Raw genomic sequence first — 17,601 nt, 5'->3', positions numbered from 1 at the left:
ACCATAGAGCATTGGAACCACCTGATCCCATCCCGAACTCAGCAGTGAAACGATGCATCGCCGATGGTAGTGTGGGGTTTCCCCATGTGAGAGTAGGTCATCGTCAAGATTGAATTCCGAAACCCCTGTCTGCTAACGCAGACAGGGGTTTTGTCGTTTAAGGCTCTATGTCACACCCTCCCGCCTTCACCTACCGCCTGTCGGTTTCCTACGCAAAAAGAAGATGCTTCACACAAATTTCTAAGCTTTGCCGATGTTTGGCCGAAAGCCTGACGAGCCATGCGTGCACCGAAATAGAGCGACCGCAGAGTCCGCCTATCCCGTTACATGGAATGTTCCACTCGGCACGCTCACCCCCCTTTGGCAAAAAGAAGTCGATGAAATGAATCTCAAGTTCAGTCATAAAATTCTGTTGGCCGCGTCAGGCGTCGTGGTTTTAGCCTTCGCGTTATTCACCCTGTACAACGACTACCTGCAACGCAGCACGATCAGGCAAAACCTGGCCTCGTCTATCCAGCAATCCGGCGAGCTTACCGCCAGCAGTGTGCAGAACTGGCTCAGTGGTCGCATCCTGGTCCTCGAGAACCTGGCGCAGAACGTTGCCCATCAAGGCAGTGCCGTCGATCTTCCTGGGTTGGTGGATCAGCCAGCGTTTACCTCCAACTTCCAGTTCACCTACGTGGGCCAAACCAATGGGGTATTCACACAACGCCCTGACGCGAAGATGCCTGAGGACTATGACCCTCGTCAGCGCCCTTGGTACAAGCAGGCGGTGGTAGCGGACAAAACAATGCTTACCCCGCCTTATATGGCGGCTGTAGGCGGTCAGATCGTGACAATTGCCATGCCGGTGAAAAAGAACGGCGAACTGTTGGGTGTTGTTGGGGGTGACCTTAGCCTGCAAACTCTGGTGAAGATCATCAACTCGGTTGACTTCGGCGGCATTGGCCATGCGTTTCTGGTCAGTGGTGATGGTCAGGTCATCGTGAGTCCTGACCAGGACCAGGTGATGAAAAATCTCAAGGACATCTACCCTGGCACCAACGTACGTATCGAGAAGCTTAACCAGGACGTTGTTCTCAATGGCCAGGATCGTATTCTTTCGTTCACGCCTATCAGCGGTTTGCCCGGCGCCGACTGGTACATCGGTCTATCCATTGATAAAGAAAAAGCCTACGCCCCGCTGGGCAAGTTCCGTACCTCGGCTTTGATTGCAATGTTGATCGCCGTTGTGGCCATTGCGGTGCTCTTGAGCCTGTTGATTCAAGTGTTGCTGCGTCCGTTGACCACCATGGGCGTCGCCATGCAGGACATCGCCCAAGGCGAAGGCGATTTGACCCGACGACTCGCAGTGACCAGCAAAGACGAATTCGGCGAAGTCGGCAGTGCATTCAATCAATTCGTCGAACGCATCCACGCCTCGATTTCCGAGGTGTCTTCGGCAACGCGTCAGGTGCATGATTTGTCCCAGCGCGTAATGGCATCGTCCAATGCTTCGATCATCGGTTCCGACGAACAGAGTGCGCGTACCAACAGCGTAGCTGCGGCCATCAACGAACTGGGCGCCGCCACCCAGGAAATCGCCCGCAATGCAGCAGATGCTTCGCAGCACGCCAGCGGTGCCAGCGAACAGGCTGACGATGGCCGCAAAGTGGTTGAGCAAACCATCCTGGCGATGTCGGAGCTGTCGCAGAAGATCAGTCTGTCCTGCACTCAGATCGAAACCCTTAACGCCAGTACCGACAACATCGGGCATATTCTGGATGTGATCAAAGGCATTTCCCAGCAGACCAACTTGCTCGCCCTCAATGCGGCAATTGAAGCCGCCCGTGCTGGCGAAGCCGGGCGTGGGTTCGCCGTAGTGGCAGATGAAGTGCGCAACCTGGCACACCGTACCCAAGAGTCGGCAGAGGAGATCCACAAGATGATCACTTCGTTGCAGGTGGGCTCGCGTGAAGCCGTGACCACCATGAATGCCAGCCAGACTTCCAGCGAAGAAAGCGTTGAAGTGGCCAACCAGGCGGGTGAGCGCCTGATCAGCGTGACGCAGCGTATCGTTGAGATTGATGGAATGAACCAGTCGGTTGCAGCTGCCACCGAAGAGCAGACCGCTGTCGTTGAAACCCTCAACGTCGACATCAACCAGATCAACCTGTTGAACCAGCAGGGTGTGGCTAACCTCAACGAGACGCTCAAAGACTGCGATGCACTGTCCCAGCAGGCCAGTCGATTGAAGCAATTGGTTGATAGCTTCAAGATCTGATCCTGTTTGCATCGGAGCGAGGCCTCTCGCTCCGAATGCTGATTGGCGCAGTAGTGTCGTCGGCAATTTCTGAAGCTGTTCAGAGGAAGCTGATGGCCCTGAGGTAATCACAGCCTTTGCGTAACAGCGCCGGGCTCTTTGACGGATAGTCCATACCCATTCTTTCCAGACCCCATCGGGCATTGTCGTAACGGATCATCGACGTATCGCCGATGTCTTCGTCCAGTTCGTCCAGGTAGAAACCCAGCACACCGAACAACGCGTTATCACGGCCAACCGTTCGCAGCGCCTGCTGCCAGTCTTCAACGCTTACCCGGTCGAAGGCGTGCCCGACCTGGCTGAATGCGTCGAGGTACTTATCCCAGCTCAAGGGCTGTGGGTTGTGCAGGTTGAATACGTTTCGCCCAAAGGCAAATTGGGCGCTGTGGAAGGCTATGAAGCCGGCCAGGAAATCCACCGGCATCAGATCGAAGTTCACCTCCAACCGGGGGACCAGCCCCAATTGCATAGACCCCTTGAGCATCAGCATCAGGCGGTTCTTCTGCGGTTGGCAGACGCCGTTCTGGCTGTTGAAACTAATATTTCCCGGCCGATGAATATTGACCCAGGCCCCTTGTTCGACGGCCCTTCCCAACAATCGCTCAGCTACCCATTTCGAGAGGTTGTAGCCATTTTTCACATACAGTGGCTGCGCGCGCCCGGCGGGCGATTCAAGGACGTGCCCATCGGCGTCCACGCTGCTGCAGGCCGACAGCGTCGAGATGAAATTAAGTACCTTCTTACAGTGGGTTTCGCAGAGGCGCAGGCACTCAAACACCGGCTCGACGTTGTCCCTGGCGAGTGACGCATAGTCCAGTACATGATTGACCTGTGCGGCGTTATGCACCAGCACACCATAATGACGGGCAAGATAGTCATACACATTGCCGGCCAAGCCCAGGCGGGGTTCGCGCATGTCAGCGGCATACACCCGCACTCGGCTCAGGTCCAAATGTTCCAGGCGGTATTCCCGCAGTGCCTGGGTGAATCGCCCCGCCGCTGAATGCCCGGGCAGTTCCCGCACCAGACATGCTACTTCCAGCGCCCCGCCGGCCAGTAGCGCTTGGACGATATGTACCCCGACAAAACTGTTCGCCCCGGTGACGATCGCTTTGCGTGGGTCACCCATGTGGGTATCAGGCAGCACCTCGATCCCCAGCATTCTTGCTGCATCTTTTTCCATCCGGTGGGTAGGGGTGTCAGGCAGCGCCCCGCCGTCCATCAGTGCGGCCAACGTGCGGATGGTCGGTGTCTCGAAAAAGGGGCTCAGGCAGAAGCTACGGCCAAACTGCTCACGCAGGCGCAACAATAGGCTCGACAACAGGATGGAGTGGCCGCCGAGGTTGAAGAAACTGTCATCGATCGAAAGTTCGCCTGCGGATAAGGCCAACAACTCTGCCCATAAGTCCACCAACTGTGCCTGCAGAGGTGTTTGTACAGGGCTGCGAGTCGCCCCGGCGAGCGTGGATATTGGCAGGGCCAATAATGCCTTCCGATCGACCTTGCCGTTACTCGTACCGGGCAGACAGGCCAACTCGCTCCAGGCGACCGGCTGCATATGTACAGGCAACCACTGCCGGGCATGTTCCTTCAGGCTCTGCAGCGTAGCGCCGGGTTCGGGCTGGGCGGCAAAAGCTATGACTCTGTGCGTCGGATCGATCACCACTGCCACTTGGCGAAACAATCGACTGTTGCGCAGGCATTGCTCAATCTCCTGAGGCTCGACTCTAAAGCCACGGATCTTGACTTGATCATCCCGACGCCCGCCGAGCTCGATGCCATCTTGCGTCCATTTCGCCAAATCGCCGCTGCGGTAAGCCTTGAGAACCTGTCCATTCGGCAGCCTCAGCGCAACGAATGGACTGTCGGGTTGCGGCGGTGCATTCCAATAGCCGAGGCTGACGCCTGGACCGGCAATGTACAAATCGCCCGTGACCTGTTCATCCACCGGTTGCAGGTTTTCATCGAGGATTAACACCTGACTGTTGGCGATGGGGTAGCCGATATTGCGATGGCTATCACCTTGTTGGAATACCCGGTGTGTTGCCAACACCGTGGTCTCGGTGGGCCCATAAAAGTTATGCAACTGACATTGCCCCGCCAGTTGTTCGATCACATAGGGCTCGCAGAAATCGCCGCCGGTAAGCAAGTGAGTAAGGCCCAGTGGCTTATCCAGCGGCAGAATGCTGAGCAGCGCCGGTGGCAGAAATCCATGACTGACGCGTTGCTGGCGAATCAGCTCTACCAGTTGGTGAGGGTCGTGACGTTGATCTGCGCTGGGGACAATCAATTCAGCGCCGGCGATCAAGGCCGGGAAAATATCGATCAATGACGAGTCGAAGCCCAGTGGCGAAAACTGCAGGACGCGACTGTGTTGATCCAACCCCACACAGGTTGTGAGCCACGCGCTGAAATGCGCCAGATTGTAGTGGCTCAGGAGTACACACTTGGGCTGGCCGGTGGTCCCCGACGTGAACAAGGCCATGCAAGGCTCGTCGGCAAGGGGGTGATGGTGCATCAGCGGTTGTGTCGCGTCGACGTCGTGCACAGCGATTTGGCTGACATCAAGGGACGCGAAGCCATCTCGCAAAGGATGCTGACCGTTATCCAGCAGCACACAGGCCTGGAGGCTTTCCAACATGCTGTGCTGACGTTGCACCGGATGATCCGGAGCCAACGGCAAATACACACAGCCGCAACCCAATACCGCAAGAATACTTGCATACAGCTCGGTGGATTTTTCCAGGCACACACCGATCACCGGTGGTGCCTGCACGCCTTCGAGCAAAGGAAGCAGGCGTTGCTGGATCGCTATGGCATGGTGATGAAGTTGCTGATAAGTCAGCATGTCCCCCGCGATATTCAACGCTGTTCGATTCGCGAAGGTCTCAAGACTGGCCTGCAGCGCTTCAATCATGGGCATCTGGGCTGCCCGCAGTAAAGCCGGGTCTGTCGTGCGGTTGAACCGATGCATGAATGCCACTGCTTCCAGCCCTTGCAAGCCCTGTTCGGGCCAGTCGTTAGCGGTAGCGGCTATAGAGAAATAACCTGGATCCCTTGAAAAACCACAGACCAACCAAGCTGCCCACTCCACCAATGCGTTCGTTGCCTGCTGGTGTAATCGCTGGCCGTTGCCGCTGGGTTCCTCGGCGACGCCCTGCACAGCCAACAGGCGGCGCTCGCGGTCATAGCAGCGCAACTGCAGCGAGGGCAGCCCGTGCTCGGATAACGGGCCGATACCCACGCGCAGGCTTATCCATGGCACATCGGTTGGCAATGGCGGCAGTGGCTGCCCCCCATCTTCAATTATCAGGTCGACGGACCCTGCTCCTGCGATATGCCCGTATTGCTCCAGCACTTTCTTGAGCTCGTCCAGGGCTTTGCTGGAGGCACTCCACGCGATCTTTAAACGCCGCATGCCAACCTCCCTGGTACCGGCAGGTAGGCGCTCAGTGCCTGGGCGACGCTGGGCGTTTGCAGTACACCGCTTTGGCGCAGCAACCCCATGATATTGGCCACCAGTGGATGTTGGTGGGTGATGGGAAAATCCAGCGCATGGATTTCATGACGTAGCGCAAGACGAGTATCGGCACTGATGTCCAGGTGTTCGATCAGTTGCAGGTCGAAGTCTTGTTGTAGATCGTTGGTCAGGTAGCGCGCCAGGAAAACAGGCAGCGCTTGAGCGATGCTGTCGCGATCTTGCGGGGTTGCCGACTGCCAGTAAATACGCACCAACTGAGCCCAGAACCGCGCATGACGGCCCTCATCGAACAGGTGATCGGCCATCAGGCCGCGCACAGACGATTTGACGCTGGCGTCTTTTGAGAAAGCTGCCACATCATGGGTAACGGTGTTTTCAGCAATAGCCACGGCGATTAGTTCAACGGCATCGTGCAGGTGCGCCGGCACCTTTGCCTGCGCTGTCGGTAGCGCGCAGCTCAATTCAATTTGCCCGGGTAGATTGAGCGGTTCGATCCCGGTCATTTCCACGGCTTGCTGAAGAAAATCCAGCGCGACCAACGCGTGGTAATCCTCGTCCACAACGACAGTCATCGCGTCGTAGCGGCAAGCGAGTGGGAAGGGCAGGGAGAAGCGGTTTTTCGCGATGCTGCGAGCGGTCTTGTCGACGATTTCGGTTTCGAAGATCACCACATCATTGACGAATTTATAGAAGCTCTGCGTCAGCACAAAGTCGCGCCACTGCGGGCAGTGTTCAAGGAAAGTTGCACTCAGTACCAGCGGTTGCCGGCACAGGGGAAAGATGAGTTTGCCGTCGTTTTCCAGTACGCGTCGGGGGCGTGTGCGGATGGTAGCGCGCCGCTCCCAATCATCGGCAAAGGATTGGTAATTGACGGCGTTCATGGGCGAACCTCTTGCAGCGTAGCCAGCACACTGTCCCAGAACATAATACGGCGCTCCACGGCGCCAAGGGCGGTGCTATCGGCTTGTTTCTGGCGAAGCGGATCTGTGCCGATCAAACGCTGGAGCAACTGTTCTGCCGCTGGCCCATGGTCGTGGCTGTCCACTTCGATATGGCGGTTGAGGTAGTGGAAGAAGGTAGGTGTTTCACGCTCAATGAACGCGTTGCTGTGCATCAAACCTTCAAACATCGAGGGAATGACACTCTCGCGTCCATGCAGGAAGGCCGCCGCCACACAGTGGGTGGGCGCACTGAGCGCGATTTGCAATGTGCTGTCGACAAATGACACCACGCTACGGGGCGCATCGATCATCTGCAAAGCCGCGCTGACTTCCACGCCCTGATGCTGCAGATCAATGAGGCGTGTGATGGCGGCGGTGTTGGCGCCTACCTCTGTCATGGCGTCCAGGTAAAGCTCGAAATGACTGCAATGGCCGCGTGTTGGATGCTCATCCGATTCCTCGCCCAGCACAATTTCATTGATCAAGCGGGCAGCGTGGGGGTCTGCGGGAGGGAGCCAAGGGATCTGAGTGCACGTCAGGTCTTGTTGCAGGCGCTTGGTCAGAGTCATGAAGTCCCAAACGGCGAACACATGGTGCTCCATAAAGTGTCGTAACTTGGCGAGTGAGGTTATTTCTATAAATAACGGATGGCCGAAAAGTTTTTGTTTTCTTTGTTCGATAAAATGTTGATGCATGGTTGACGCCTATAAGTTGTTGCGAGTGCTCTAAAAGCAGTGTTGGAATTTTTTTAGTTGTGTTGGAGATGTAACGTTTAGTCAAGGCCGCGCAGGTAGCGCAACCTTGATAGAGTTGTGCCCAGCGGATGAAGGGGTGCGGTTGGTCGGGCGAAGATAATAAGCTGATTAAACGTTAGGGGAGGATTATAAAAGTATTAGATGTTTTGTCCGCAAGCTGTTGCAGGAGTAACGGGTTGTTGAAGTGTGGGAGAGTTCTTCGGTGTTAGTAGTTTTGTAAATTTTACTGCCTGTCATTATGGTAACTTTCCTGATGGAAAGTTACCCCGCATAGTGTAATGGTCAGCGAATAACGAAGGCCCTATTGCGCGAATTTTTTGTCGGCGCTTTCGAGACCCTTGAGGTAGTTAGCGATCACTTCCATACCCCGCATCAAGTGATTACGCAGCGTCAGAATGCTCTCGTCGATCTTCTTCTGCGCCACCAGGCTCAACAGTTCACGGTGATCCTCCTGAGACGTTTCGCCCAATCCCATCGCTTCAAGATTGAAGCGCAGAAAGCGTTCCTCTTCATTCAGCCCGTGCTCCACCAGATCGAGCAGTCGCTGATTGGGTGCCTTGCCGTACAAGACCATGTGAAACAGGCGATTGAGGCGGCCAATCTCTCTGTAGTCTTTCTCACATTCCAGCGCATTGATACAGGCCTCAGCCTCGGCAAGATCGGCGTCACTGAGCAACGGGATCGACAAGCGCAGGGCTTCAGATTCGAGCAACATGCGCAGTGCATAGGTCTCAGCCGAATTGTCCTCGATCAACGGCGCCACCACGGCCCCCTTGTGGGTCACCACATGCAGCAGGGATTGCGCCTCCAGTTGGCGCAAGGCTTCGCGCACGGGCATACGGCTGACGCCGAACAGACTCGCCAGTTCCTGCTGGCGCATCGCGGTGCCACAGGGTAATCGCCCATCGAGGATGGCGTTGCGCAACGTTTCTTCAATGACGGCGCGAGCAAGATGGGCGGGAATAGGCCCGCTTATTTTGATGCTGCTTAAAGGGTTCGGCTTCTGCGTCACGGTTACGCTATCCTCCTTTCTTGAATAACAGTGTGGTCAATTGGATCCAATGCACACTAAAGACGGCCCAAGCGCTTGTCAAACAGCCAAAGTTTCCGTTTGTAAGGGCTTACACAGCATACTTTGTGTCTCCCACAAGGGGCGGTTATAAACTCGGTCCTCCTATGAATGATTGCACTGTGCCATTGTTTTTTGTAGGGCCAGGCTTCACCATTCCTCGAAATTCCGTCTCTTTCATGGACAGAGCGCCTTGGCGGTAAGTTTTATTCCCTATCGAGTTCTTTGCTGGCTGTTATCAGCAATTCTGTTGGCCGGCTTGATGCTTGGCGGGCTGCGTGCCGATTGGGATTTCTCTCAGATCAGCCGCAAGGCTACCGCCGTGTACGGGCCGCTCGGCGAAGGGCAGCAGCGTATCGACGCCTGGCAGCGGCTATTGGCGAGCCAAAAACAGGTCAGCGAGCCGGAGCAGCTCAAGGTCGTGAATTTGTTCTTCAACAAGCAAATGACCTACGTGGAAGACATCGACCTCTGGCACGCTGTCGATTATTGGGAGACGCCCGTCGAGGCCCTTTGGAAGGGGGCCGGTGACTGTGAAGACTACGCGATCGCAAAGTATTTCAGTTTGCGTCATCTGGGTGTGTCCAGCGACAAATTACGCATTACCTACGTCAAGGCTTTACGGCAGAATCGCGCGCACATGGTTCTGACCTATTATTCGACGCCTGACGCAATCCCGCTGGTGCTCGACAGCCTGATGGACGAAATCCTGCCGGCTACCCGCCGCACCGATTTGGTCCCGGTGTATTCATTCAACGCCGAGGGCTTGTACTTGCCCGGCGCCAAGGGCAACAAGAAAGTCGGTGATACCAAACGCTTGTCGCGCTGGCAGGATGTGTTGAGAAAAATGCGTGCGGAAGGCTTCCCAGCCGAGCCTGCCAACTAGGAGTAACTGATCGGATGTCTCTGTTCAAACAACTATTGATCGCAATCTGTCTGTTCCTGGTGGTCGCCTTCAGCGGCAGTTTCATGGTTAGCCTGGAAAGCTCGCGCACCCAATACGTCAACCAGCTGCGTTCCCATGCCCAGGATGCCGCGACGGCATTGGCGCTGTCGTTGACCCCCAATATCGACGACCCGGCCATGGTGGAGCTGCTGGTCAGCTCGATCTTCGACAGCGGCTACTACGCCAGCATCCGTGTGGTGGACTTGGCGACGGATAAAACCATCGTCGAGCGCAGCGGCATTCCTGATAACAACGGCGTGCCCAACTGGTTCGTAAAGTTGATCGGCCTGGAGCCGGCAGGTGGTGATGCGCTGGTTAGCCGTGGCTGGGAGCAGGCGGCGCGAGTCGAAGTGGTCAGCCATCCAATGTTCGCCCTGGCCAAGCTCTGGCAAAGCGCCTTGGGCAGCCTGGGCTGGCTACTGCTGTGCGGTGCGGTCAGTGTGGTGCTCGGTGGGCTGTTGCTGCGCCGGCAATTGAAGCCGTTGGACTACATGGTCAAACAGTCCCACGCGATTGCCCGCCGAGAATTCCTCAGTCTGCCCGACCTGCCTCGCACGCCGGAACTGCGGCGAGTGGTGCAAGCCATGAACCAGATGGTGGAAAAGCTCAAGGCGTTGTTCCAGGAACAGGCCGAACGCAGCGAAAAACTGCGCACCGAGTCCTATCAGGACAACCTCACCGGCCTCGCTAACCGGCGTTATTTCGAAATGCAGCTCAACGCCCGTGTCAGTAACCCGGAAGACACCAACTCCGGTTACTTGCTGCTGCTGCGGGTCAAGGACCTTGCCGGCCTCAACCAACGCCTGGGCGGCCAGCGCACCGACCAATTGCTGCAAGCGGTCGGCCAACAACTGCTGCGTCAGTGCGAGCCGTACCCGGAAACCCATAACCTCGTTACCCGTATCCGCGGCGGCGAGTTCGCTGTGCTGGCACCGGGATTGATGCGTGAAGAAGCGCTGCAATTGGCGCAGAACCTGGAGAGCACCTTGCTCAGCTTGCAGGCGACCGGCGCCAGCGATGTGATGCCGGTGGCCTATATCGGCCTGGCGCCGTTCAGCCATGGCGATGCACCCCAAGCACTGCTGACCCTCGCCGATCAGGCGCTGGCCCAGGCCGAAGCGCAGGGCGACACAAGTTGGGTGTGCCTGGACAGCAGCGCCGCCGCCAGCGTCGGTGACGATCACCATGCCTGGCACACGTTGTTGGACCGGGCCCTGACCCAGCAGCGCTTCCAGCTGTACTTCCAGCCGGTCGTCGCCAGCCAGGACCCACAATTGGTCTTGCATTACAAAGTACTGTCGCGCCTGCAGGACGAGGAAGGCCACACGATACCGGCCGGGCGCTTTCTGCCGTGGCTCGAGCGCTTCGGCTGGTCGGCCCGCCTGGACCGTTTGATGCTGGAACAAGTCCTCAAGCAGATGGCCAGCCACAACCATAACCTGGCGCTGAACCTCTCGGCCGCAACGTTCCAGGATACCCAGGCCCTGAATCGGATTTATGACCTGCTGCGCCAGCACAGCAACCTGGGCTCACGCCTCACCCTGGAGATTGGTGAAGAGCAACTCCCCGAGCAGCCGGTGCTGGAACAGATGACCCACCGCCTGCGCGAGCTGGGTTTTTCCCTCAGCCTGCAGCGTTTTGGTGGGCGGTTCAGCATGATCGGCAACCTGGCACGCCTGGGCCTGGCCTACCTGAAGATCGATGGCAGCTACATTCGCGACATCGACCAGGAAAGTGACAAGCGTCTGTTTATCGAAGCCATCCAGCGCGCAGCCCACAGCATCGATCTGCCGTTGATTGCCGAACGTGTGGAGACCGAGGGCGAGCTGAAGGTCATTCGCGAGATGGGGATTTTTGGTGTGCAGGGCCAGCTGTTTGGCGAGCCTGCGCCCTGGAAATCACACTGACATCAGGACATTCAAATGTGGGAGGAGCTTGCCCCCTCCCACATTTGAATAAAGGTTCGGCGTCAGGGCTCAGATCAGCCCTTTCTCGTCATCATCAATCAACTGGCTCAACCCACCCAAGGCTTCCCGCGCGTGGTTACGGTCCATCAACTTGGCCTGGGCTGCCGGCGGCAGGTCGGTCACGCTGATGACGCCTTTGCGGGTCAGCACCTGGATCAAGTCATCCAGCACCCGGATCATCTCCAGGTCGCTCTGCTTGAGTTGGGCCAGGCTGGTTTCCACCACTTCGTTGGCGTACCAGGCCTGGATCTCATGGTGATCGGCCGGCAGGGTTTCGGTGGACTCGGTAAAGGCGGCCGCCTCTACGCGAATCAGCGCGCCCAGTGCATCACGTTGCACGTAAAACATAAGAACCCCTCGAATATGAGCCACATGCGTTCAACAGCATAGGTCAACGCTGCGTGTATGGGCGTGAGTATGCGACGCACCGTCCGCCAGGGCCAGCGGCCCATAAGGCAAAAAAATCGGCCGCCTGGGAAGGCGGCCGATCCATTGCATCTTAGCTATGGTCGATCTTGATGGTAGGGTCGGCGCCAGTGATCAGCGAGTTGATGCTGACATGGGACCAATCATTGCCTTCCAGCTTGATGGTCACATCGGCATTGGCCAGGCCACCGGCAGCGTTGAGCTTGCCTTCGCTGCTGACTTGCAGGGTCGATACGCCATCTACCGTGGTGATCTTCAGGTAGTTGTCGATGGTGCTGTCAGTCTCACCTTTCAACAAATCACGCAGATCAATGCGGTCGCCTTCCGAGGCCTTGAAGTCCTTGATCACATCGTTGCCGATGTCACCCGCCTTCCACACAAAGGTGTCGGCACCTGAACCACCAATCAAGATGTCGTTGCCCTGGCCGCCGATCAGCGTGTCGTTGCCGGTGCCGCCCAACAGGATGTCATTGCCTTTGCCGCCGTCCAGCAGGTCGTTGCCGCCCTGGCCGAACAGGATGTCATCGCCCGCGCCGCCCAGCAGCGTGTCGTTGGCATCCTTGGCGCCGGAGACGTCGAAGTCCACGTAATGCTCGGTAACGTACTGGTGAACGTTAGAGGCGGTTACCGAAGAGACGGTCACGCCGGTCTTCTGCGCCACAAATGCCTGCAGTGCGTTGTAGCCCTCACCGTTGATCCCGCTGAAGCTCACCAGGTCGCCGAAGAGGATGTCGTTGCCATCGCCCCCGATGACAGTGTCTGCGCCAGGCAACGTCGCCTCGGTGTGGCCGAGGATCGCGTTGGCCAGGTCCTTCGGATCGATGTTGGCTTGCGGCTTGCCATCGCTGTCGTACGGAGCCAGTTGGTTCAAGCTGACCCCGCTGTTGAGGCCGATGGCTTCTACGCCACCTGTGGACAGGCCTTTGAGCAGTGCGAACGCGCTGTTGGAGTTGAGGGTGGTGGAGTAGTCGGTATCGTACCCGAGGCCGCCTTGTACCGATATTTCATAGGTGCCATCCCCTTGGGCATGGATTGTTCCCGGGTTGGACTGCGTCCAGCCCCACCAGTTGTTGGTCCACAGGGTCACCTTACCGCCAGAGTCGATATCAATTAAGTGACTCGAGTCGATGTTGATCCGGGTGGCTGTACCTATGGTGTAGTTGTTCATGGTGACGACATCATCGAGCCTGACGTTGCCGTACAAGTACGGGTTAGTCTGCTCGGCCGCCTGGTAAAACGTCGGCTGACCATCGGTGATGAAGTACGTTGTGTTGATTGCGTCTGTGTTGCCAGTCGCCTGGGCACTTTTGAAGAAGTTGGAAGCGGCCTTGAACACGTCTTCGTAGTTGGTCCCGCCGGTAGATACCATGGAATCCAGGACTTTCTGCAGCGAATCCAACGCACCTGGGTCTTTCAGGTTGACTGTCACCGTGCGATTGACCTGGTCACTGAAGTCCGCCAGGAAGATGTTCACGGTGCCAGAGGTACTGGAGCCGATACTGCTTTTCAGCGAGTTGAACGTGGTGGTCAGCGAGGCTTTCGCCGCTGCTATCGAGCTCGCGCCCATACTGCCCGACGTATCGATCATGAACGCGATGTTGTAGTTCTTGCCCTGCACCACGTTCAGGCCGGCGACGTCGGCCACGACGATGTCGTTGCCATCGCTGCCATTGATGGTGTCGCTGCCCGAAGTGCCGGTTACCGGGTTGTAGGTTGCCGGGTGCACCGTGACTGGCAATTGCGCGGTGGTAGTCGCCGAACCACCAATGCTTTCGGTGGAGGTCGAGGTGACCGTCAGGTTGAACTGGCCGCTGTAGTAGGTCGGCGGCTTGATGCTCAGCGTGTTCAGGTCCCAGCCGGTGACGTTGACTTCGCCCACGGTCTTGCTCGCGGTAAAGGTGTGGCCCGACGCATCGGTGAGTACCGAACCTGCCGGAATGCCACTGACCTTCACGCTCAAGGTTTCCGAGCCGTCGGTATCGGTCAGTGCGGTGGTGACTTTGGACAGTTTGACCGTGCCGTTTTCCTGGCCTTCGTTGAGCTTGTAGCCCACGTAGTAGCCGTCACCGTTGCTGCCATGCAGGTCGGACACGGTGACGCCGGCGTTGGTCAGGTCGGTAAGGCCGGTGTACAACGGCACGGTGCTGGTGCTCAGGTTCTGCACCGCCCCGCCGTTGATCGACACGTTAACGTCAAAGCTGCCAGGTCCCGCTTGGTTGGCCTGGTAGATCTCAAGGCTGTAGTAACCGGTGGTGGTTGGCGTGAACGAGCCGCTGAACTTGCCGCTGTTGGTGCCCCACAAGCCGCTGGCCACGTCTTTACCGCCAACGTTGACCACCACGCTGTCATCGGCGATGCCGCTGAAGGTGTAGCTCTTGCCCGCTTCCATGTAGATCAGGCCGGAAATCTTGGAACCAGAGCCGGCGGTGACGTTGTCGACAGATTCGACGTTGGTCACCACCGAGGTGTTGTTCGGCGTGCCCGCGTTATCGATGGCTTTTTTCAGCACGTCCGGTGCAGCGCCGTTGCCGTTGTTACCGAGGCCGGCAATGCTGTTCCAGCCCTGTTTGACCAGGCCGGTGGAGGCAACGTTGTTGTCTGCCACGCTCAGGGTCGGCGCGTCGGCTACCGGCGTGATATCGACTTTCACCGTGGCGCTGGTGCCCAGGTCCTTGCCATCGGTTGGCTGGAACTTGAACTGTGCGTAGTCCGCTTGCTTGTTGCCCACACCGGTGCCGCCGTAACCATCGGCGCCGGATTCGTTGGCGTTAGGCATAAAGCGCAACTGGCCACCGTCAATCTGGGCCTTGGTGAAGGTCTGGCCGTTGGTCACGTTGGTCCAGGTACTGCCATCCGCTGCCAGGAACTGCAATTTGCCGGCGACTGGCAGCTCGGTGATTTTCACCCCCAGGCTGGCTTGCGGCGAGTCCACATCGGTCACGCCGAAGTTGGCCCAGGTCAGGGCCAGCGCGGTGTCTTCAGTGCCTGTTACGGCACCGCCAGTCGCCACCGGCGCATCATTGACCGCCACCACGTTGACGGTGGTGGTGGCAACGTTGGAGTAGTTGCCGCCATCGGTCACGCTCACGGTAATGGTGCGTGGCGTGGTGCTTGGGTCGTGGCTGTTGTTGGTGAACGTGATGTTCTTGATCTGCTGCATGTAGTCGGCCAGCGACGCCGTGCCGGTCAGGGTCAAGGTGATTTTACCGGTCACAGGGTCGGTGGTCGGGGTCACGTTGATGCCTGTCACGCCGCTGAAGTTCAGCGAGTCGCCTGGCTGGCTGTTGGTCAATACCACGGTGGCACCGGTCAGTTGGGTGCTGTCCGGGTCGGTGATCTTGATGTCAGTGTCAGCAATTGACACACCGGTGCCGCCTTCGGTGAAGGTGGTCTTGAAGTCCGCGCCGCTGGCGCCGCTGGAGTTGTTGGCATCCAGGTCGATGACCGGCGGCGCATCATTGTCGATGATGTTGGTGGTAACACTGCCATTGCCGACCACCAGGTTTTCGAAGTTGCCGCCAGTGGTCTTGTCGATGGTGATGACGATATTTTCCGTCGGCTCGGTGATCTTGTCGTCGAGCGTGCGGATATCAAACGGTACGCTGCTGGAGCCTGCCGGAATCTTCACGGTGTACACGCCATTGAAGTCTGAACCGTCGGTAGCGGTACCGCTGTACTTGAGCGTCACGGTCACGTCGGTTTGCGGCGGGTTGCTCAGGGACAGCGTGTAGTGCGCCGTACCGCCTTCAGTCACCGACGCATCGCCGGTAATGCTGATGGTGGTGTTGCTGACCACATCGGTCACTTTGGTGACCACGGTGCTGCCGTCGACGATCAAGTGTTCGTACTTGTCGCCACCGCTGACCACACCCGTGATTTTGGTGGTGACGTCATTGGCGCCGACATACGCATCGTTAGGTGCGGTGGCGGTGGTGAAGCTGGTGGACTTGCCATTACCGATGGTAATGGTCGAGCCGTTATCCAGCTTGACGACCAGGTCTGAGCCAACGTTGTTCACCGCCACGCCGTTCTTGTCGACCAGGGACGCGGTGTACACGATCTGCCCGCCTTCGCTGACAGAACCAGTGGCTTTGAGCACCACAGTCACGTCGTCGATGGTGTCGTTGATGGTAGTCGTGGCGCCGCCCGGCGTGATGCTCACACCTTCGAAGTTGCCGCCGGTAGTGCCGGTGATGTTGACGGTCTGGGTGCTCTTGTCGATGAACACATCATCAGTCGGCGCAGGGACGGTCACCGTGCCCACGGTCGCGCCTTGCTTGATGGTGATGCTCGAACCGTTATCGAGCTGGACCACCATGTCGCTGCCGGCCTTGTTGTTCAAGGTAGCGGTGTAAGTGATCTGGCCGCCTTCGTTGACAGCCGTCGGGGCGGTCAGGGTGACGGTGGTCAGGTCGGTGGTGCCCGGCGTGTCGGTGACGGTGGTATTTACTGCGGTAGTGCCAGGGACCAGGTTTTCGAAATGCTCGCCGCCGGTCACGCCTTTGATCGCGGTTGTGACGGTCTGGTCGCCTTTGTAGACATCGTTAGGCGCGATGGTGGTGATGGAGCCGCTCGACTGATTCACGCCGATGGTGATGGTCTTGCCGTTATCGAGGGTAACGGTGAGCGGACTGGTGATGTTGGTCACCGGCGCGCCGTTTTTATCCACGAGGCTGGCGGTGTAGACGATATTGCCGCCTTCTCCAACAGTGGTGGTGGCGGACAGGACCACATCGACCTTGTCGATGGTGTCGTTGATGGTGGTGGTTGCGCCGTTGCCTGCGACTTCGAGTTTTTCGAAGTTGCCGCCGGTGGTCTCGGTGATCTTGACGGTCTGGGTGCTCTTATCGATGAACACGTCATCGGTAGGAGCAGGCACAGTCACGGTGCCGACGGTTTCGCCGGCCTTGATGATGATCGACGAGCCGTTATCCAGCTTCAGTGTGACGTCGGTACCGGCCTTATTACTCAAGGTCGCGGTGTAGGTGATCTGGCCACCTTCGTTAACGGCACTTGGGGCAGTCAGCGTGACAGTCGTGGTGTTATCGGTACCCGGAGTATCGGTGACAGTGGTATTTACCGCCGTAGTGCCCGGGACCAGGTTCTCGAAATGCTCGCCACCGGTCACACCCTTGATAGCGGTGGTGACGGTCTGATCGCCTTTGTACACATCATCAGGAGCAATAACCGAAACGCTACCGCTCGATTGGTTTACACCGATGGTGATGGTTTTGCCGTTATCCAGGGTGACAGTCAGCGGATTGGTGATGTTAGTCACCGGCGCGCCGTTCTTATCCACAAGGCTGGCGGTGTAGACGATGTTGCCGCCTTCGCCGACGGTGGTGGTGGCCGTCAGAACCACATCGACTTTGTCGATGGTGTCGTTGATCGTAGTGGTGGCGCCGTTGCCCGCAACTTCCAACTTCTCGAAGTTGCCACCCGTGGTCTCGGTGATTTGAACGGTCTGCGTGCTCTTGTCGATGAACACGTCATCGGTAGGCGCAGGCACAGTCACAGTGCCGACGGTGTCGCCCGCTTTGATGGTGATCGACGAGCCGTTGTCGAGTTTCAACGTGACGTCGGTACCGGCCTTGTTGCTCAAAGTTGCGGTATAGGTGATTTGGCCACCTTCGTTAACGGCACTAGGCGCTGTCAGGGTGACAGTAGTCGTGTTGTCGGTACCCGGTGTGTCCGTCACGGTGGTGTTCACCGCC

9 protein-coding genes and 1 rRNA gene are annotated in these 17,601 nt (G+C 57.8%); 4 read left to right on the top strand and 6 right to left on the bottom strand.

Annotated features, from left to right (window positions below; genetic code table 11):
* Both rrf and J1G33_RS27590 read left to right on the top strand, forming a co-directional pair.
* Positions 1–109: ribosomal RNA gene (gene rrf, locus J1G33_RS27595) — 5S ribosomal RNA — on the top strand; the annotation flags it as partial.
* A 273-nt stretch (positions 110–382) separates the two neighbouring features.
* On the top strand, positions 383–2,263 hold the full coding sequence (locus tag J1G33_RS27590; RefSeq protein WP_078819959.1) for a methyl-accepting chemotaxis protein: 1,881 nt from the start codon (positions 383–385) through the stop codon (positions 2,261–2,263).
* A 79-nt stretch (positions 2,264–2,342) separates the two neighbouring features.
* Here the strand turns inward: J1G33_RS27590 and J1G33_RS27585 are convergent, their stop codons facing one another.
* From J1G33_RS27585 to J1G33_RS27570, 4 genes are all read right to left on the bottom strand, one after another.
* Positions 2,343–5,720: an amino acid adenylation domain-containing protein gene (locus tag J1G33_RS27585; protein ID WP_223019161.1), complete on the bottom strand. Its 3,378-nt coding sequence runs from the start codon at positions 5,718–5,720 to the stop codon at positions 2,343–2,345.
* Positions 5,708–6,664: a diiron oxygenase gene (locus J1G33_RS27580; RefSeq protein WP_032878526.1), complete on the bottom strand. Its 957-nt coding sequence runs from the start codon at positions 6,662–6,664 to the stop codon at positions 5,708–5,710. The genes J1G33_RS27585 and J1G33_RS27580 overlap by 13 nt, the downstream gene beginning before the upstream one ends.
* Positions 6,661–7,419, bottom strand: coding sequence for a DUF3050 domain-containing protein (locus J1G33_RS27575; protein ID WP_078819961.1), 759 nt, complete (start codon positions 7,417–7,419; stop codon positions 6,661–6,663). Before J1G33_RS27575 ends, J1G33_RS27580 begins: the two co-directional genes overlap by 4 nt.
* 361 nt (positions 7,420–7,780) lie before the next feature.
* A complete protein-coding gene (locus tag J1G33_RS27570; protein WP_032878524.1) occupies positions 7,781–8,491 on the bottom strand; it encodes a GntR family transcriptional regulator in 711 nt (236 codons plus the stop codon).
* 250 nt (positions 8,492–8,741) lie between these two features.
* On the opposite strand from J1G33_RS27570, the gene lapG reads away from it, so the two are divergent.
* Positions 8,742–9,434 carry a cysteine protease LapG gene (lapG, locus tag J1G33_RS27565; RefSeq protein ID WP_032878522.1) on the top strand — a complete coding sequence of 231 codons (693 nt, stop codon included), beginning with the start codon at positions 8,742–8,744 and terminating at the stop codon, positions 9,432–9,434.
* A gap of 14 nt (positions 9,435–9,448) precedes the next feature.
* Positions 9,449–11,401 carry a cyclic di-GMP receptor LapD gene (lapD, locus tag J1G33_RS27560; protein WP_032878521.1) on the top strand — a complete coding sequence of 651 codons (1,953 nt, stop codon included), beginning with the start codon at positions 9,449–9,451 and terminating at the stop codon, positions 11,399–11,401.
* A 69-nt stretch (positions 11,402–11,470) separates the two neighbouring features.
* Here lapD and J1G33_RS27555 read toward each other — a convergent pair whose 3' ends face one another.
* Positions 11,471–11,809 (bottom strand): hypothetical protein, encoded by a 339-nt coding sequence (locus tag J1G33_RS27555; RefSeq protein WP_005783528.1) that lies wholly within the window; start codon positions 11,807–11,809, stop codon positions 11,471–11,473.
* Positions 11,810–11,960: 151 nt separating this feature from the next.
* On the bottom strand, positions 11,961–17,601 hold a 5,641-nt coding region (locus J1G33_RS27550; protein WP_223019160.1), incomplete at its 5' end, for an immunoglobulin-like domain-containing protein.

This window comes from Pseudomonas sp. P867 (assembly GCF_019891455.1).
Classification (GTDB): domain Bacteria; phylum Pseudomonadota; class Gammaproteobacteria; order Pseudomonadales; family Pseudomonadaceae; genus Aquipseudomonas; species Aquipseudomonas synxantha_A.
Note: the sequence above shows the minus strand (reverse complement) of the source record. Positions and strands in the feature narration are given on the sequence as shown.